The organism is Rhizobium phaseoli (genome assembly GCF_001664385.1).
GTDB classification, from domain to species: Bacteria; Pseudomonadota; Alphaproteobacteria; order Rhizobiales; family Rhizobiaceae; genus Rhizobium; species Rhizobium phaseoli.
Genome location: NZ_CP013532.1, coordinates 3028905 through 3044913 on the forward strand (window position 1 = coordinate 3028905; position 16009 = coordinate 3044913).

A 16009-nucleotide genomic window follows, 5' to 3' on the forward strand; every position below is an offset into this window, starting at 1 on the left:
GGAGACACCATGTCGTTTGAAGCCTGGCTCGCTTTTGCAGCCGCATCCGCCATTATGCTGGCCATACCGGGACCGACGATACTGCTCGTCGTCTCCTATGCGCTTGGCCATGGGCGCAGAACGGCCTTTGCGACGGTGACCGGCGTGGCGCTCGGCGACTTCACCGCGATGACGGCGTCGCTCTTCGGTCTCGGCGCCGTCCTCGCCGCCTCAGCCGCTCTTTTCACTGTCCTCAAGTGGATCGGCGGCGCCTACCTGATATGGCTCGGAATCAAGCTCTGGCGGGCTCCCGTCATCGGTGAGCCGGTTGCCGACAACGACAATCTTCCGGAGGAAAGATCGCTCAAGATTTTCCTCCACGCCTACGTCGTCACTGCCCTCAATCCGAAGAGCATCGTCTTCTTCGTCGCCTTCGTGCCGCAGTTTCTCAACCCGGCCCTCCCCTTCTTCGGGCAGATGGCGATCATGGAAGCGACCTTCCTCGTGCTGGCGATCCTCAACGCTTCCACCTACGCCTTTCTCGCCCATAGCGCGCGCGGACTGATTCGCAAGGCGAGCGTCCAGCGCGCCGTAAACCGCACGGGCGGCACCCTGCTGATCGCAGCTGGCGCTGTAACGGCCGGCTATCGCCGTATTGCGGCTTAGAGCCTTTCCCGGTCAGATTGCAGCATTCTGCCGGAGCAGGTTTTCGTCAGGGCAGAGGCGATTGGCGATGGGCATACCTCAAGGTATGTCCGAGCCGATCGCCTCTGCCCTGGCGGAAACATGCCCGGCCTTTCAGGTTGGCTGAAACGGGCCGGCTGATCGACCGGCCGGCTTGGCCGTAGAGCTGGGCTACGACGCGCGCCGGCCGGTCGATCATCCGACTCCGTTTGAGCCAACAGAATGCTGCAATCTGACCGGGAAAGGCTCTAAAAATATTCCGTGGTTGCCGGAATGCCACGAATACGTTAATGGGATCGGCAGGGTTTAAGCTTTTTAGTAACTTTTATAACGCTGCCGGGGCGGCGCGATTTCACGAAAGTGACGGAATGGTAGCGATCGGATTGTCCGGCCTGAAACGCAGTCTTGTCGTTTCTACGGTGCTCTGCTGTGGCGTGATGGCCGGCTGCACGAGCGTCGAATACACCTCTCAGGCCGAACTGACAGCCGTGCAGACCGTCGTGCCGACACCCAAGCCCGGCGAAGAAGCAACACTGGCCGCGATCCCGACAGCCGACGGCACAGCTGGCCAGGCGGTCGCCGGCGCCATGCTTCCGCAAACCCAGACATCTTCCTCTCTGACCGCAGCGGCGATGCCGACGGTTGCGGCGTCTCAGCCCGCCGATCTCGCCATGCAGGCAGGCATCCAGCCGGCAGCCTATGCGCAGATCCCGCTGACGCCCGAGATGACCGCAATCCAGTCGGTCGTGCCGACGCCGCGTCCGGTGACCCCGGCACAGCCGGCGACGCAGCTTGCCTTTGCCGCGACCCCGCAGAACAATGCGCTTGCAGCACTTGCGGCAGTCGACACGACGCCGCGTTCCAGCATGGATTACGGCTTCGACGAATCCGGGCCAATCGATCCGCCGACGGCTCCTCCAATGTTCAGCGACGACGACAAGGACGATGCGCCGACCGTCGAGAAAAGTTTCGTCACCAAGCTCATCCAGAAATATTCGAAGATTTACGAGATTCCCGAGACGCTGCTCCACCGCATCGTTCATCGCGAGAGCCGCTACAATCCTAAGGCCTACAACAAGCGGGGTTATTTCGGCCTCATGCAGATCAAATACAACACTGCCAAATCGATGGGCTATGACGGCGCGCCAGGCGGTCTCTTCGATGCCGAGACCAACATCAAATATGCCGCGAAATATCTGCGTGGTGCCTGGCTCGTCTCCGACAACAAGGAAGATGATGCCGTCCGCCTCTATGCGCGAGGCTATTATTATGACGCCAAGCGCAAGGGCATGAACGACGTCGCCCAGGGCAATTACTGACAATTACCCCCAGAAAAACGGCTTCAATGCTTCGGCCTATGGCCGTGGCTGGACCTGCCGCTCTGATCCAGCCTGCTGTTGCGGCATGCCCGATTGCGGCGACGCCGCCACGACTGCCTTGAGAAGCGTTTGCGGCTGATAACCGAGCCAGCCCGGCGTCAGGCCGAGCCGGACGACGACCAGATTGGCGGACGGCACGATCGCCATGCTCTGCCCGTCATGCCCCGTCAGCCAGAACGTATCCTCCGGCAGCCCGAATGCAGCACTCGAGCCGCCGGGCACGAGCCACGCCTGGCCTTGCGTATACCGGCCGTTCGATGCTGCCGTCGGCGTGCGCATGGCGCCGACGAAGCCCTCCGGCAACAGCCGCCGGCCATTCCAGACGCCATCCTGCAGCAGGAACTGTCCGAAACGCGCCCAGTCATGCGCAGTCGCATAGAGATAGGAGCTTCCGGCAAAGGTGCCGCGCGCGTCGAGTTCGAAGACGGCGCTGGTCATGCCGAGCGGGGAGAAGAGCGCATCATGCGGATAGGAAAAGGCTGCCTGCGCATTCCCGACCCTGTCCATCCAGATGCGTGACAAGAGCGCCGCCGTGCCGCTCGAATAGCGGAACCGCTGGCCCGGTGCCGCCTCCATCGGCGCATTGGCCGGCAGCGATACCATGTCTGGATCGAGATAGAGCATGCGCGTCACATCGGCGACGCTGCCGTAATCCTCATTGAAGGCAAGGCCGCTCTCCATGCCGAGCAGGTCGGAAACCTTGATTCTGGCACGTTGATCGTCTTTCCATTGCGCCATCAACTGATCGTCGTCGAAGGAGACCTTGCCCTCGAGCATCAGCCGGCCGAGGATGGCCGCGTTCACCGTCTTCGTCATCGACCAGCCGACCAGCGGCGTCTTCGACGAAAATCCGGGACCATAGGCTTCGGCGACGATCCGGCCGTCGCGCACCACCACGATCGCCCGCATGGCCGGGCCGGCAAATCGCGCATCGGCCAGCACCGCCGCGATCTTCGCGTCCGGCTGATTGCCGCTGTCCTCGCCTTGCGGCCACAGCCCGTCATTCGCCTGCATCTTGGCCGGCGCATCGAACGGCACAGCGTCAATCGCCGCCTCGAAATTGCCGTCCGGCACGCTCGTGCAGCCGAGAGCGCCGCGATAGAGCGCATAACTCGATGCGAACAGCCCCATGAAGCGCGCCGTCACCCGGCCGCTGTCGCGCTCGACACTGACGCGCACCAGCCGCAGCAGCGGATTTCCCGGCGCCTGGACGTCGTCATGCAGCACATCGTCGGCATCCCGGCCGGCGATGAAGACATTGGAGCAGACGATCTTGGCGGCGTAGCCGTCGCCGACGCGCAAGAGCTCCGGCGGCCAGGCGAAGAGCCAGCCGGTCCCGGCGGCGATGATGAGAACCACAAGGAGAGCAAGCGCCTTCAGGACACGCAGCACAAATCGCATGGCATTCCTCCATGCCGGAAGAGAAGCAGGAATCGCGCCTGTCGAAAAGGGGCGGGCCGCGAAGTAGCGCACCATTCCGATCACTCTTCATTGATGCCGGAGCCTTCCGAGAACGGCGCCCACAGCCCGCGTCATCAAACTGTAGCAGTGGCGCGCTACACGCCCTGAACGCTAAAAAGGTGACAGACTCATGTCAGAATTTGCACCGGATGCCGGCTTCCGCAAGAACCGGAAACTCAAGGACGCCCTTCTCCGCCACAAGGCTTTTTCGAAGGAAGGTTTTTCCGAGCGTCTCTTCGGCCTTCTCTTCTCCGGCCTCGTCTATCCGCAGATCTGGGAAGATCCGGATCTCGATATGCAGGCGATGGAGCTGAAGCCAAACCATCGCATCGTCACCATCGGCTCCGGCGGCTGCAACATGCTCGCCTATCTCTCCAAAGCGCCGGCCTCGATCGATGTCGTCGACCTCAACCCGCACCACATCGCGCTGAACCGGCTGAAGCTTGCCGCCTTCAAGCACCTGCCTGTCCATGCCGATCTCGTCCGCTTCCTGGCGATGCCGAACGAGAAGTCGAACAGCCGCGCTTATGACCAGCATCTCGCTGCCAAACTCGATGAAGCAACCCGCAGCTATTGGAACGGCCGCAAGTTCGGCCGCCGCCGCGTCACGGTCTTCGACCGCAACATCTACGAAACCGGGCTGCTTGGCCGCTTCATCGGCGCAGCCCACCTTCTCGCCCGCCTGCATGGCGTCAAGCTGCGCGAAATGACCAAGACCCGCTCGATCCGCGAGCAGCGCCAGTTCTTCGAAGAGCAGATCGCGCCGCTGTTCGAAAAGCCGGTCGTGCGCTGGATCACCGGCCGCAAGAGCTCACTCTTCGGCCTCGGCATTCCGCCGCAGCAATATGACGAGCTCGCAAGTCTTGCCGCCGATCATTCGATCGCACCGGTGCTGAAGCATCGCCTGGAAAAGCTCGCCTGTCATTTCCCGATGCGCGACAATTATTTCGCCTGGCAGGCCTTCGGCCGCCGCTACGGCACTGAAGAGGAAGGCCCGCTGCCGACCTATCTGAAGTCGGAACACTATGAGGTGATCCGCGCCAATGTCGACCGCGTCAACGTTCACCACGCAAGCTTCACCGAGCTTCTGGCCCGCGAGCCGGCCGCCTCGCGCGACCGTTACATCCTGCTCGACGCGCAGGACTGGATGACCGACGCGCAGCTGAACGACGTCTGGAGGGAAATCACCCGCACGGCGCGTGAAGGTGCGCGCGTGATCTTCCGCACCGCCGCCGAAAAGAGCATCATCGAAGGCCGCCTGTCGCCTTCGATCCGCGATCAGTGGGATTATTTCGAGGAGAAGTCGCGTGAGCTGACGGCGCTCGACCGCTCGGCGATCTATGGCGGCTTCCACATTTACGGGAAGAAGGCGTGAGCAAGGTCGGCACCGAGACGGCGGGAAACAGCAACGAACATGCCAGCCTGATGGATGGCATGTATCGCTACCAGCGCCATATCTACGACCTCACCCGCAAATATTACCTTCTCGGCCGAGACAGTACGATCCGCAATCTCGACGTGCCGGACGGCGGCACCTTGCTTGAGGTCGGCTGCGGCACTGGCCGCAACATGGCCTTCGCCCATAAGCATTTCCCGACCGCCAAGCTCTTCGGCCTCGACATTTCCCAGGAAATGCTGATCTCGGCGCGCAAGACCTTCGCCACCAAGGCGACAATCCCGGAATTCCGGGTCGCCGACGCCACGGCGTACACGCCGCGCGAATTCGGCGTCAGCGGCTTCGACCGCATCCTGATTTCCTATGCCCTGTCGATGATCCCGGATTGGGAGCGCGCCGTCGATGCATCGATCGCCGCACTCAATCCCGGCGGCCAGTTGCACATCGTCGATTTCGGCCAGCAGGAAGGCCTGCCGCGCTGGTTCCGCCGCATGCTGCAGTCCTGGCTTACGAAATTCCACGTCACCCCGCGCGCCGATCTGCGCGAGGTCCTGGAAGCCCAAGCCCATGAAAACAACGCGAGATTGTTGTTTGAAACCGTCGGCGGCGGTTATGCCTGGCGGGCGGCTATTATCAGCAAGCGCTCATAATTCGCTTGAAACTAACCGATTTTTTACGTTGATATGGTGAAAAGAGGGTTATTCCTCTGCTGGACTCGTTTTCTCGAAGGTCAGGCTGTGGGGCAAAGAGATCATTCGGTTCACGACGGGATACCCATGCGCCGGCTTTTGTTTTGCGTTTTGCCTCTGGCCATCATGCTGGCCGGCTGCTCCTCTTCCGGTCACGACTATCTCGAAACCGCATCGATAAAGCCGAAGACGCGCTTCCAGGACACCGATCCGCAGGATTTCGGCCCGAAGCATCCGCAGCAGAATGCGATCCATGGCATCGACATCTCCAAATGGCAGGGTGATATCGACTGGGCGACGGTGAGGAATTCCGGTGTCGGCTTCGCCTTCATCAAGGCGACGGAAGGCAAGGACAGGGTCGATCCACGCTTCGACGAATATTGGCGAGAGGCGCGCGCCGCCGGCATCCCGCACGCCCCCTACCATTTCTATTATTTCTGCTCCTCGGCCGATGAGCAGGCCGACTGGTTCATACGCAACGTGCCGAAGGAGGCCATGCGCCTGCCGCCGGTGCTCGACGTCGAATGGAACGGCGAATCGAAGACTTGCCGCTACCGTCCCGACCCGGAAACAGTGCGCTCCGAAATGCAGCGTTTCATGGACCGGCTGGAGGCTTACTACGGCAAGCGCCCAATCATCTACACCTCGGTCGATTTCCACCGCGACAATCTCGCCGGCTATTTCCAGGATTATCATTTCTGGGTCCGCTCGGTGGCAAAACACCCCGAAGTGACCTATTCCGACCGCCGCTGGGCCTTCTGGCAATATACCTCGACCGGCGTCATTCCCGGCATCAAGGGACCGACCGATATCAACGTCTTTGCTGGCAGCGCAAAGAACTGGAACAACTGGGTCGCCGCCGTTTCCAAGGATAGAAATTCTTAGTAACGTCTTTCAATGTTTCTTGCTTCCGTCACATTCCTCTGGGAAAGCGGCGGACATCCATTTGATATAAGGACCGCATTCATGCACCGCTCGCTCACAAGCCGCTCTGCACTCGCCCTCCTGTTTGCCCTCGCCCTTGCCGGCGCCGCCGCCGCCCAGCAGGCGCCGGCTGCCGCCCCGGCGGCAGCGCCCTGCGGCGGCGATCTCTCCGCTTTCCTCGAAGGCGTCAAGGCCGATGCGATTGCCGCAGGCGCGAGTGCCGCAGCGGCCGACCAGGCGCTCGCCGGCGCCGAGATCGACCCGAAGGTCCTGAGCCGCGATCGCGCCCAAGGCGTCTTCAAACAGACCTTCCTCGAATTTTCCCAGCGTACCGTCAGCCAGGCCCGCCTCGACATCGGCCGCCAGAAGATGAAGCAATTTGCCGACGTCTTTGCCCGCGCCGAGCAGGAATTTGGCGTCCCCTCCGGCGTCATCACCGCCTTCTGGGCGATGGAAACCGATTTCGGCGCCGTCCAGGGCGACTTCAACACCCGCAACGCACTGGTGACGCTGTCGCACGATTGCCGCCGCCCGGAGCTCTTTCGCCCGCAGCTGATCGCTCTCATCGAGATGGTCCAGCACGGCGACCTCGATCCCGCCACCAACACCGGCGCCTGGGCCGGCGAGATCGGCCAGGTGCAGATGCTGCCGCGCGACATCATCGCCTATGGCATGGATGGCGACGGCGACGGCCATATCCGCCTGAAGCAGAGCGGCCCGGACGCCATCCTGACGGCAGCGAAATTCATCCAGCATCTCGGCTTCGAGCGCGGCCAGCCGTGGCTGCAGGAAGTCACCGTGCCAGATAACCTGCCCTGGGAGAAGTCCGGCCTCGGCGGCACCATGAAGGCCGGCGAGTGGTTCGCGCTCGGCGTCAAGCCGCGCGACGGCAACACCGGCTTCGGTGATCTCGAAGGCGACCTCGTCCTGCCGCAGGGGCGCATGGGGCCAGCCTTCATCGCCTATCCGAATTTCAAGATCTATCTCGAGTGGAACAAGTCGTTCATCTACACGACCTCGGCCGCCTATTTCGCGACCCGCCTATCCGGCGCCCCGACCTATCTCAAGGGCGCGCCGGAACCGGGTCTTGCCAACGACCAGATGAAGACACTGCAGACGAAGCTGCAGTCGCTCGGCCACGATGTCGGCGAGATCGACGGCATCCTCGGCTCCGGCACGCGTATTGCCATCCAGAAGGAACAGCAGCGCCTCGGCATACCGGCCGACGGCTGGGCGACGCCGGCGCTTCTCAACGCCCTCTGAGCACCGTTGCCGCTCCGCCGCTCGCTTCGCAAGAAACGGGTGGCGCCGCGCGCCGTCGGCGTTAAAGCATGATGCTGAGGATCCGCTTCCGGAGTTCGACGAGGCGTCAGCGGAACGGCTTGGGATAGAGGACGGCGGCATGGACAACAGAATGAATGCCTGGACCTGGAGCCTGCTGCTCCTGCTCGGTCTCATCTGGGGCGGCTCTTTCTTCTTTGCCCGCATTGCCGTCCAGCATGTCCCGCCGCTGACCCTCGTCTTCCTCCGGCTGCTGCTGGCCGCGATGGCGCTGCACGTCTATATCGCCGGCCGTTTCGGCATCTATCCGATCCTGGAAGCCCGCTGGCGCGAATTCCTGATCCTCGGCCTTATCAACAATGCCCTGCCGCACGCGCTGATCTTCTTCGGCCAGACCCGCATCGGCGCCGGCCTTGCGGCGATCCTGAACGCGACGACGCCGATCTGGACCGTGTTGATCGCCAACTACTTCACATCAGACGAGAAGCTGTCATCCGCCAAGATTGCCGGCTGCCTGGTCGGCCTGGCCGGAACGATCGTGCTGATCGGCCCCAGCCTGTCGGCCAGCGGCGAAGGGCCGCTCTGGGCGCTGCTGCTTCCGGTGCTTGCAGCCGTCTCCTATGGGTTCGCGGCCACCTACGGCAAGCGGTTCAAGACTATTCCGGCCCCGGTCACCGCAGCCGGCCAGCTGACCGCCTCCTCGTTGATCACCTTGCCGCTGTCGCTCTTGGCCGATCGCCCCTGGACGCTGCCCGTGCCGTCGCTCGATATCCTCGTCGCCGTACTGGCGCTGGCGCTGGTGTCGACCGCCTTCGCCTATATTCTCTATTTCCGGATCATGGCGGCGGCCGGCGCCACCAACGCCTCGCTCGTCACCTTGTTGGTGCCGCCGAGCGCCATCCTTCTCGGCGTGCTCTTCCTCGGCGAGCGGCTCGCACTTGCCGAATTCGCCGGCATGGCGCTGATCGGTTGCGGCCTCGTCATTCTCGATGGCCGTGCATATCGCCTGTTGGCGAGAACGACGTGAAGAATGGTTGCAAATCCCGCATGATTTCAACCGCTTGGCCGCGTGCCATGATTCAGGCGCATAGGTAAATCGGCAATCGCCCGATTTAACCGCATGTTAAATTCTGTGAATGCGATTTTGTCGCAAATAGGTTTTTAATTTCAGGAGCTTGCGGATTCAGCCTTCGCCTTATCCACCGCCTCGTTCGGCAATGCAGCATAGATTCCGCTTCCCAACCGACACATTTCCGACATATTATTGGCAGGTTAACGCGAGGAGACAGACATGGGACTCACGCAATCCTTGAATGTTCTGTTGGTCAGTGCAGCGTTCGCCTTCGTCCTGTCCATGCTCTTTATTTGAGCTGGCCGGCCGGGGTGTGACGACTGGTAGTACCTGAACTCCCCTGATCAATCCGCCAATGAAAAAGCGCATGTCCCGCCCGACATGCGCTTTTCACTTTGTTGGACGCGGAAGATCAGGCAGCCGCGCCGGCGTTTTTTGCCGGCCGGCGGGAAAGGCCGAGATTGTCGAGCACGGCGGAAACCAGTGGCGAACGATTCATCGTATAGAGATGGAAATCGCGGATGCCGCGCCGGACGAGATCTTCGATCTGCTCAGCGGCGACATCGGCTGCCACCTTCGCCCGCTCTTCGGGCTTGTCGTCAAAGCCCGCGAACCGCTCGTCGAGGAAGGCGGGAATAACCGCGCCGCAAGCGCCGGCGAAACGCTTCAGCTGCGTCAGGTTCTGGATCGGCATGATGCCGGGCACGATCGGGATCGAGATACCGGCCCGGCGAACCCGCTCCAGATAACGCTCGAAATTGTCGTTGTCGAAGAAGAACTGTGTCAGCGCCCGGTCGGCACCGTTGTCGGCCTTGCGCTTCAGCATGTCGATATCGGCGGCCGTGTCACGGCTCTCCGGATGCTTTTCCGGATAGGCGGAGACCGAAATTTCGAAATCGCCGACCGACTTGAGGCCGGCCACCAGCTCGGCCGCATTGGCATAGCCGCCTGGATGCGGCTGGTAGGGGGCGCCGGCGCCGCCGGGGGCATCGCCGCGCAGTGCCACGAAATGCGTGACGCCGACCTTGCGGAACGTCTCGATCATCTGGTGCGTCTCTTCCTTCGTCGCGCCGACGCAGGTCAGGTGCGAAGCGGTGGCAAGCGGTGTTTGCGACAGGAAACGCGTGACGGCGGTCAGCGTCGGCGCCTTGGTGGTGCCGCCGGCGCCATAGGTCACCGAGACGAAATCCGGATCCCAGTCCTGCAGTTCGCTGACGGTATTCCAGAGCTGGCCTTCCATCTCTTCCGATTTCGGCGGGAAGAATTCGAAGGAGATCCCGATGTTGCGCGCCTGCGCTTCGTTTTTCAAAGCCATGTCATACTCTCCCGGCAAATGTAGGTTCGGCGCCTTCGCTTAGTTGCGAAGCCATGAGGCGCCTCGGATCACGCGCGAGCCAGACGGTGACTGTCAGTCCCTGCCCGCTCTGCTGACCCGGATGAAGATCGACGACCTGCTCGACCTCGAGCCCGGCCTTGCGCAGCCAGTCGGACATCGCCTGGTGCGAAAAGCCGAGACGGACATGCGCATGCTCGTCGCGGAGATATTCGAGCGTGTGCGGCGCAAGGTCGATGACGACGAGCCGTCCGCCCGGCCGCAGCATGCGCGCCGCTTCCGCGATGGCAATCTCAGGCTGATCGAAGAAATGCAGCACCTGATGGATCGTCACCAGGTCGAAATCCTGTCCCTCGAACGGCAGGTTCAGAATATCGGCGTGGCGCACGGTGGCCTTGGTGATGCGGGACTTGTCGAGATTGGCGCGCGCCACGCTCAGCATGTCGCGGCTGGCATCGACACCGATCGCCCGGCGGTAGAGCCCGGCCAGGAGTTCGAGGATGCGGCCGGTGCCGGTGCCGAGATCGAGCAGCGAGTCGATCGGCTGGTTGCCGAGCAGCCGGATGACGGCGGCATCGACTTCCTCGTCGGCCGCATGCAAGCGGCGAAGCTCGTCCCATTCCGCCGCGTTGCGGCTGAAATAGGCCTGTGCCCGCTCGGCCCGTTGGCGCTTGACCGCTGACAGCCGTTCACCGTCACGAAGGACGGTCGGATCGTTTTCGGAGACATGTTTCAGCAAGGCCCGCACGAGCATTGCCGCCTTGCCCTCCTGCTTGAGGCGGAAATAGGCCCAGGCGCCCTCCTGGTAGCGCTCGATCAGTTCGGCTTCGCCAAGCAGCTTCAGGTGGCGGGAGATGCGGGGCTGAGATTGGCCGAGAATTTCGGTAAGATCGGTGACCGTCAGGTCGCCGGCGTCGAGAAGCGCCAGAAGACGCAGCCGCGTCGGCTCGCCGGCCGCCTTCAAGACGTCCACCAGCCCATCCAATCCAAGCTTCAAGGGTTCACTCATCTTCGGCCCAATCAAGATATAAAGATATCTTTATGTGATTTAGGCGACGGTGACAAGCGCCAATTCGCCCTCCCAGCGAAATTGCCTGCTCAAATTGCGACAGGGCCGGACATAAAAAAGCCCCGGCCGAACCGGGGCTTTCTCAGCCCAAAAGAAGGACGATCAGCGCGTCAGGCGCTTATGGGCCTGGCTGCCAGGGTTGAGGGCATCAGGGCCGAGACGACGGACCTTGTCTTCTTCATAATCCTCGAAGTTGCCTTCGAACCATTCGACATGGCCTTCGCCTTCGAAGGCGAGAATGTGCGTAGCCAGACGGTCGAGGAACATGCGGTCGTGACTGATGATGATGGCGCAGCCGGCGAAGTTCTCCAGCGCGTTTTCCAGCGCGCCCAGCGTTTCCGTGTCGAGGTCGTTGGTCGGTTCGTCGAGCAGCAGAACGTTGCCGCCGGCTTTCAGCATCTTGGCGAGGTGAACGCGGTTGCGCTGACCGCCGGAGAGATTGCCGACCTTCTGCTGCTGATCGCCGCCCTTGAAGTTGAAGGCGCCGCAATAGGCACGGGAGTTCATGTCGAACTTGCCGAGCTTGATGATTTCCGCGCCGCCGGAGATTTCCTCCCAGACCGTCTTGTCGCCGGCCAGGGCGTCGCGGCTCTGGTCGACGTAACCGAGATGCACGGTCTCACCGATGCGGATCGAACCGCTGTCAGGCTTTTCCTGGCCGGTGATCATCTTGAACAGCGTCGTCTTGCCGGCGCCGTTCGGGCCGATGACGCCGACGATACCGCCCGGCGGCAGTTTGATCGACAGGTCGTTGATCAGCGTGCGGCCCTCGAAGCCCTTGGTGATGCCCTCCATCTCGATGACCACCTGGCCGAGGCGCTCGCTGACCGGGATGATGATCTGCGCGTCGCCGGGACGCTGCTTCTCGGCGGCATCCACCAGCTGCTCGTAAGACTTGATACGCGCCTTGGACTTGGCCTGACGCGCCTTCGGGCTGGACGCGATCCATTCCCGTTCGCGGCTGATGGCCTTCTGGCGCGAGGCCTCCTCGCGACCTTCCTGCTCCATGCGCTTGGCCTTCGCCTGCAGATAGGCCGAATAATTGCCCTCGTAAGGAATGCCGCGGCCGCGGTCGAGTTCGAGGATCCAGCCGGTGACATTGTCGAGGAAGTAGCGATCGTGGGTGATCATCATCACGGCGCCCGGATAGTCGCGCAGATGCTTTTCGAGCCAAGCGATGGTTTCGGCGTCGAGATGGTTGGTCGGTTCGTCGAGCAACAGCAGATCCGGCTGCGAAAGCAGCAGGCGGCAGAGCGCAATGCGGCGGCGCTCGCCGCCGGACAGGCTGGTGACCTCGGCGTCGCGCGGCGGGCAGCGCAGGGCTTCCATCGCCATCTCGACCTGGCTTTCCAGATCCCAGAGGTTCTGGCTGTCGATGATGTCCTGAAGCTTGGCGCCCTCTTCCGCGGTCTCGTCGGAATAGTTCATCATCAATTCATTGTAGCGATCGAGGATCGCCGTCTTCGGGGCAACGCCCTCCATGACGTTTTCGAACACTGTCTTGTTCGGGTCGAGATGCGGTTCCTGCTCGAGATAGCCGACCGTGGCACCCTCGGCCAGCCAGGCTTCGCCGGTATACTCCTTGTCCTGGCCGGCAATGATGCGCAGCACAGTGGATTTACCGGCGCCGTTCGGCCCGAGGATGCCGATCTTGGCGTCCGGGTAGAAGGAAAGGTGGATGTTCTCCAGGATCTTCTTGTTGCCATAGGCCTTGTTGAGGCCGGACATATGATAGATGAATTGACGTGCCATGCTGCGCTGCTCCGGGCGGGAAACTTCGTTTCGTGCCGCTATGTAGGCGAAACAGCGCCTGTGGGCAACGCCGAAACCCGGTTTAGGCAGGATTCCGGTCAGAAGCCCGCTGCATCGACGACACCTTCATCGCAGCCGAAAGAGGTTTTTCCCGCCCCCTGGATCAGATCGCCGAGAGCGCCACTTTTCGCCGACGCCGTTCCCGCATCCTGGGACAGGCCGATCGTCAGCTCGCTGATCATCCTGACATTGCCGGCCCGCCGGCAGCTCATCTTGACGCGGTCGCCCGCACCCGGCCCGAAGCTCTTGTCGAAAGCCGCCTTGATCGCATCGGACTTGACCGTCTTGCCGATATTGGCGGCGAAGAGGTCGCGCACGGCCGATGCGTTGAGAGCACCCACGAGATGGAGGCCGACGCCGAAATAATCTTCCGCGCTCATTTTCGTGCAGGTGCCATGCTTTGTCCATTCGTGCCGTTCAAGGCCGGACTGCGTGCCGGGCATCGCCTTTGCCAACGCCGCCTGCGTCTCGGCCGAAAGCGTCACTTCCGGCAATGCAGCCCATTTACCATCCTTGTCGGCAGCCTTCTGGTCGTCGCTGACGCCGCAATAATCCTGCCGCATCGGCCAGAGGCCGTGCAGCGAGAAATTCGTTGCGTCGTGGCGCTCGCCGGTCTGGCTTGCGCATTCGGCCTTCTTCTGGTTCGTCTGACAGAAGGCGGGTTGCCAGCTCGCCGCAAGAATGAAACGGGTGCGTCCGTCGGCCTCCTGCGCCATGGCGGCGCCGGCAAGGGCTATCGATACGGCGAACGTCAAGGTACGCAACTGCATGCTGCTCATTTCAACCCCCATATAAGAACAATGCACGAACAGATAAGCACAAAGAGTAAACATCAGCAACCCTGAATCGCAACGTTCCCGTATTTTGTTATCGATTGCTTCTAACGCTTTAAAGTCACACAAAGGACGTTCCATCACTTTGAGTTGAAGCATGAATCCTCAAATCGATTTCGCATTAAGAAATTATGCGGTAGCGATCTGCTCTGCTGCGGCCGGGAGGATCCGAATGTTTTCTGAAACGCAATGGCTCTCCGTGCCGGGAGCATCGCTGGCCTATCACCATGCCGAGGCGACCGGCCCCGCCTGCGGCATTCTGTTGATATCGCATGGGCTGGCTGAGCACTCGAAGCGGTATCGCCGCTTTGCCGAGGCGATGGCGGCGCGCGGCTATCATGTCTACGCCCACGATCACCGTGGCCATGGCGAGACGACAGCGCCCGATGCCCCGATCGGCCGCTTCGCGTGGCGCAACGGCGTCGAGCGGGTGATCGGCGACATCATCGCCATGCGCGCTCACGCGGTCTCGCGCCATCCGGGCCTGAAAGTCATCCTCTTCGGTCATTCGATGGGCGGTCTCATTGCGCTCAATGCTGCCGTCACCGCCCCGGCCGACTTCGACGCGGTCGCCGTCTGGAATTCCAATTTCGCCGTCGGCCTTGCCGGCCGCGCCGCCCAGGCGATCCTCGTCGCCGAACGCATGCTGAAAGGCTCGGATGTGCCAAGCGGCCTCCTGCCGAAACTCACTTTCGCCGCCTGGGGCCGGTCCATTGCCAACCGCCGCACGGAATTCGACTGGCTTTCGCAGAAGCCTGACGAAGTCGACAAATATGTCGCCGACCCTATTTGCGGCTTCGACGCCTCGATTTCACTCTGGCTCGATGTCTTCGAACTAACCTTTCGCGCACCGCGAAAGATGCATCTCGACCGGCTGCGGCGCCACCTGCCGATCCATCTGGTCGGCGGCGGAGAAGATCCGGCGACCGAGCGAGGAAAAGCCGTGATCTGGTTGTCAAACCATTTGAAACGCCAGGGCTTCTCCCGTATCAGCACTGAGATATATCAGGACATTCGGCACGAAACGCTGAATGACACCGGCGCAGAGGCGGCCATCGCCGCCTTCGCGGACTGGTGTGACGGCGCGGTCGGCAAAAGCTGAACGGCCAAAATCCCGGATGACGAGAATCCCACCATGAACAGCACCTCCGCCCGGCCCGTTTCATCCCCCTCCGACGTGACGATGGGGCTTGCGCTCATGTTTCTTTCGGTGATGTTCTCGCCGCTCATCGACATCTTCGCCAAGCTCGCCGTCGTCACAGTGCCCTCCGCCGAGGTCACCGCCGGCCGCTTCGCGGTGCAGGCTCTCTGCATGCTGCCGATCGTCATATGGCGGCGCAGCTTTGACGATTTCTCCTGGCGCCAGAGCCTGTTCCATGCCATCCGCGGTCTGATCATCACCATTTCGATGATTTGCTTCGTCACCACGCTGAAATATATGGCGGTCGCCGACGCAATCGCGATCTTCTTCGTCGAGCCGATCATCGTGACGATCCTCGGCGGCATTTTCCTGAAGGAAACGATCGGCTGGCGGCGCTATACCGCTTGCGGCGTCGGCTTCTTCGGGGCGATGCTGATCATCCAGCCGAGTTTCAACGAAGTCGGCTACATCGCGCTCCTGCCCGTCCTCACCGCGCTCTGCATCGCCATTTTCGTGCTGATGACGCGCGTCCTGTCGCACAAGGAAGATCCCTGGGCAATGCAGTTTCAGATGGGCATCTGGGGCCTGATCTTCTGCGCCGTCCTGCTTTTTGCCGGCGATGGCAGCGGCTCCGATATCTTCGATCCCGTCATGCCCTTAGGCAACGCCTGGTTCTATGTCGCCGGCGTCGGCGCCATGGCCGCGATAGCGGGCATCTTCGGCGTCTACGCCTATCGCGCCGCACCGGCTTCGACGCTGGCGCCGCTGCAATATTTCGAGATCGTCTCGGCCACGATCTTTGCCTGGCTTGTTTTCGGCGACTTTCCGGATGCGATCAAATGGCTCGGCATCATGATCATCATCGCCTCCGGCATCTACATCCTCTGGCGCGAGCGCCGCTTTGCTTCCAAACCCGTATCCGATACATCTGAGGTGACGCTGGCGCCGTAGATTGC

At 61.9% G+C, this 16009-nt stretch carries 14 protein-coding genes; 9 read left to right on the top strand and 5 right to left on the bottom strand.

All coding sequences use genetic code 11. From position 1 onward, the window contains the following. The first annotated feature begins 9 nt into the window (after nucleotides 1–9). Nucleotides 10–645, top strand: coding sequence for a LysE family translocator (locus AMC88_RS14695; RefSeq protein WP_012484514.1), 636 nt, complete (start codon nucleotides 10–12; stop codon nucleotides 643–645). A 386-nt stretch (nucleotides 646–1031) separates the two neighbouring features. Further along, nucleotides 1032–1982 carry a lytic transglycosylase domain-containing protein gene (locus AMC88_RS14700; RefSeq protein WP_004675032.1) on the top strand — a complete coding sequence of 317 codons (951 nt, stop codon included), beginning with the start codon at nucleotides 1032–1034 and terminating at the stop codon, nucleotides 1980–1982. 36 nt (nucleotides 1983–2018) lie between these two features. Here AMC88_RS14700 and AMC88_RS14705 read toward each other — a convergent pair whose 3' ends face one another. After that, a complete protein-coding gene (locus AMC88_RS14705) occupies nucleotides 2019–3443 on the bottom strand; it encodes a serine hydrolase domain-containing protein (RefSeq protein WP_064825472.1) in 1425 nt (474 codons plus the stop codon). Nucleotides 3444–3633: 190 nt separating this feature from the next. On the opposite strand from AMC88_RS14705, the gene AMC88_RS14710 reads away from it, so the two are divergent. From AMC88_RS14710 to AMC88_RS14730, 5 genes are all read left to right on the top strand, one after another. Next, nucleotides 3634–4878, top strand: coding sequence for a BtaA family protein (locus AMC88_RS14710; RefSeq protein WP_064825473.1), 1245 nt, complete (start codon nucleotides 3634–3636; stop codon nucleotides 4876–4878). Continuing rightward, the gene (locus tag AMC88_RS14715; protein WP_010069632.1) at nucleotides 4875–5549 is read left to right on the top strand and encodes a class I SAM-dependent methyltransferase; all 675 of its coding nucleotides are present in this window, start codon (nucleotides 4875–4877) and stop codon (nucleotides 5547–5549) included. Before AMC88_RS14710 ends, AMC88_RS14715 begins: the two co-directional genes overlap by 4 nt. Before the next feature lie 126 nt (nucleotides 5550–5675). Then, complete coding sequence (locus AMC88_RS14720; RefSeq protein ID WP_010069633.1) at nucleotides 5676–6473, top strand: glycoside hydrolase family 25 protein; 798 nt, start codon at nucleotides 5676–5678, stop codon at nucleotides 6471–6473. An 81-nt stretch (nucleotides 6474–6554) separates the two neighbouring features. Next, entirely contained in the window at nucleotides 6555–7775 is a 1221-nt protein-coding gene (locus AMC88_RS14725; RefSeq protein ID WP_012484520.1) for a lytic murein transglycosylase, read from the top strand. Between the two features lie 139 nt (nucleotides 7776–7914). Next, complete coding sequence (locus tag AMC88_RS14730; RefSeq protein WP_012484521.1) at nucleotides 7915–8820, top strand: DMT family transporter; 906 nt, start codon at nucleotides 7915–7917, stop codon at nucleotides 8818–8820. 457 nt (nucleotides 8821–9277) lie between these two features. On the opposite strand, the gene metF is transcribed toward AMC88_RS14730, so the two are convergent. The 4 genes from metF to AMC88_RS14750 form a co-directional block, all read right to left on the bottom strand. Beyond that, nucleotides 9278–10180: a methylenetetrahydrofolate reductase [NAD(P)H] gene (gene metF / locus AMC88_RS14735; protein ID WP_012484522.1), complete on the bottom strand. Its 903-nt coding sequence runs from the start codon at nucleotides 10178–10180 to the stop codon at nucleotides 9278–9280. A gap of 1 nt (nucleotide 10181) precedes the next feature. After that, nucleotides 10182–11207 (bottom strand): ArsR/SmtB family transcription factor, encoded by a 1026-nt coding sequence (locus tag AMC88_RS14740; RefSeq protein WP_012484523.1) that lies wholly within the window; start codon nucleotides 11205–11207, stop codon nucleotides 10182–10184. Between the two features lie 162 nt (nucleotides 11208–11369). After that, nucleotides 11370–13019 (bottom strand): energy-dependent translational throttle protein EttA, encoded by a 1650-nt coding sequence (gene ettA / locus AMC88_RS14745; RefSeq protein WP_004668527.1) that lies wholly within the window; start codon nucleotides 13017–13019, stop codon nucleotides 11370–11372. Nucleotides 13020–13117: 98 nt separating this feature from the next. Next, nucleotides 13118–13858 carry a ribonuclease T2 family protein gene (locus AMC88_RS14750; protein WP_012484524.1) on the bottom strand — a complete coding sequence of 247 codons (741 nt, stop codon included), beginning with the start codon at nucleotides 13856–13858 and terminating at the stop codon, nucleotides 13118–13120. Nucleotides 13859–14084: 226 nt separating this feature from the next. Here AMC88_RS14750 and AMC88_RS14755 point away from each other — a divergent pair, with 226 nt between their 5' ends. Then, nucleotides 14085–15014, top strand: a complete 930-nt coding sequence (locus AMC88_RS14755) for an alpha/beta fold hydrolase (protein ID WP_064825474.1) — start codon at nucleotides 14085–14087, stop codon at nucleotides 15012–15014. A gap of 33 nt (nucleotides 15015–15047) precedes the next feature. Further along, entirely contained in the window at nucleotides 15048–16004 is a 957-nt protein-coding gene (locus AMC88_RS14760) for a DMT family transporter (protein WP_012484526.1), read from the top strand. Nucleotides 16005–16009: the final 5 nt, after the last annotated feature.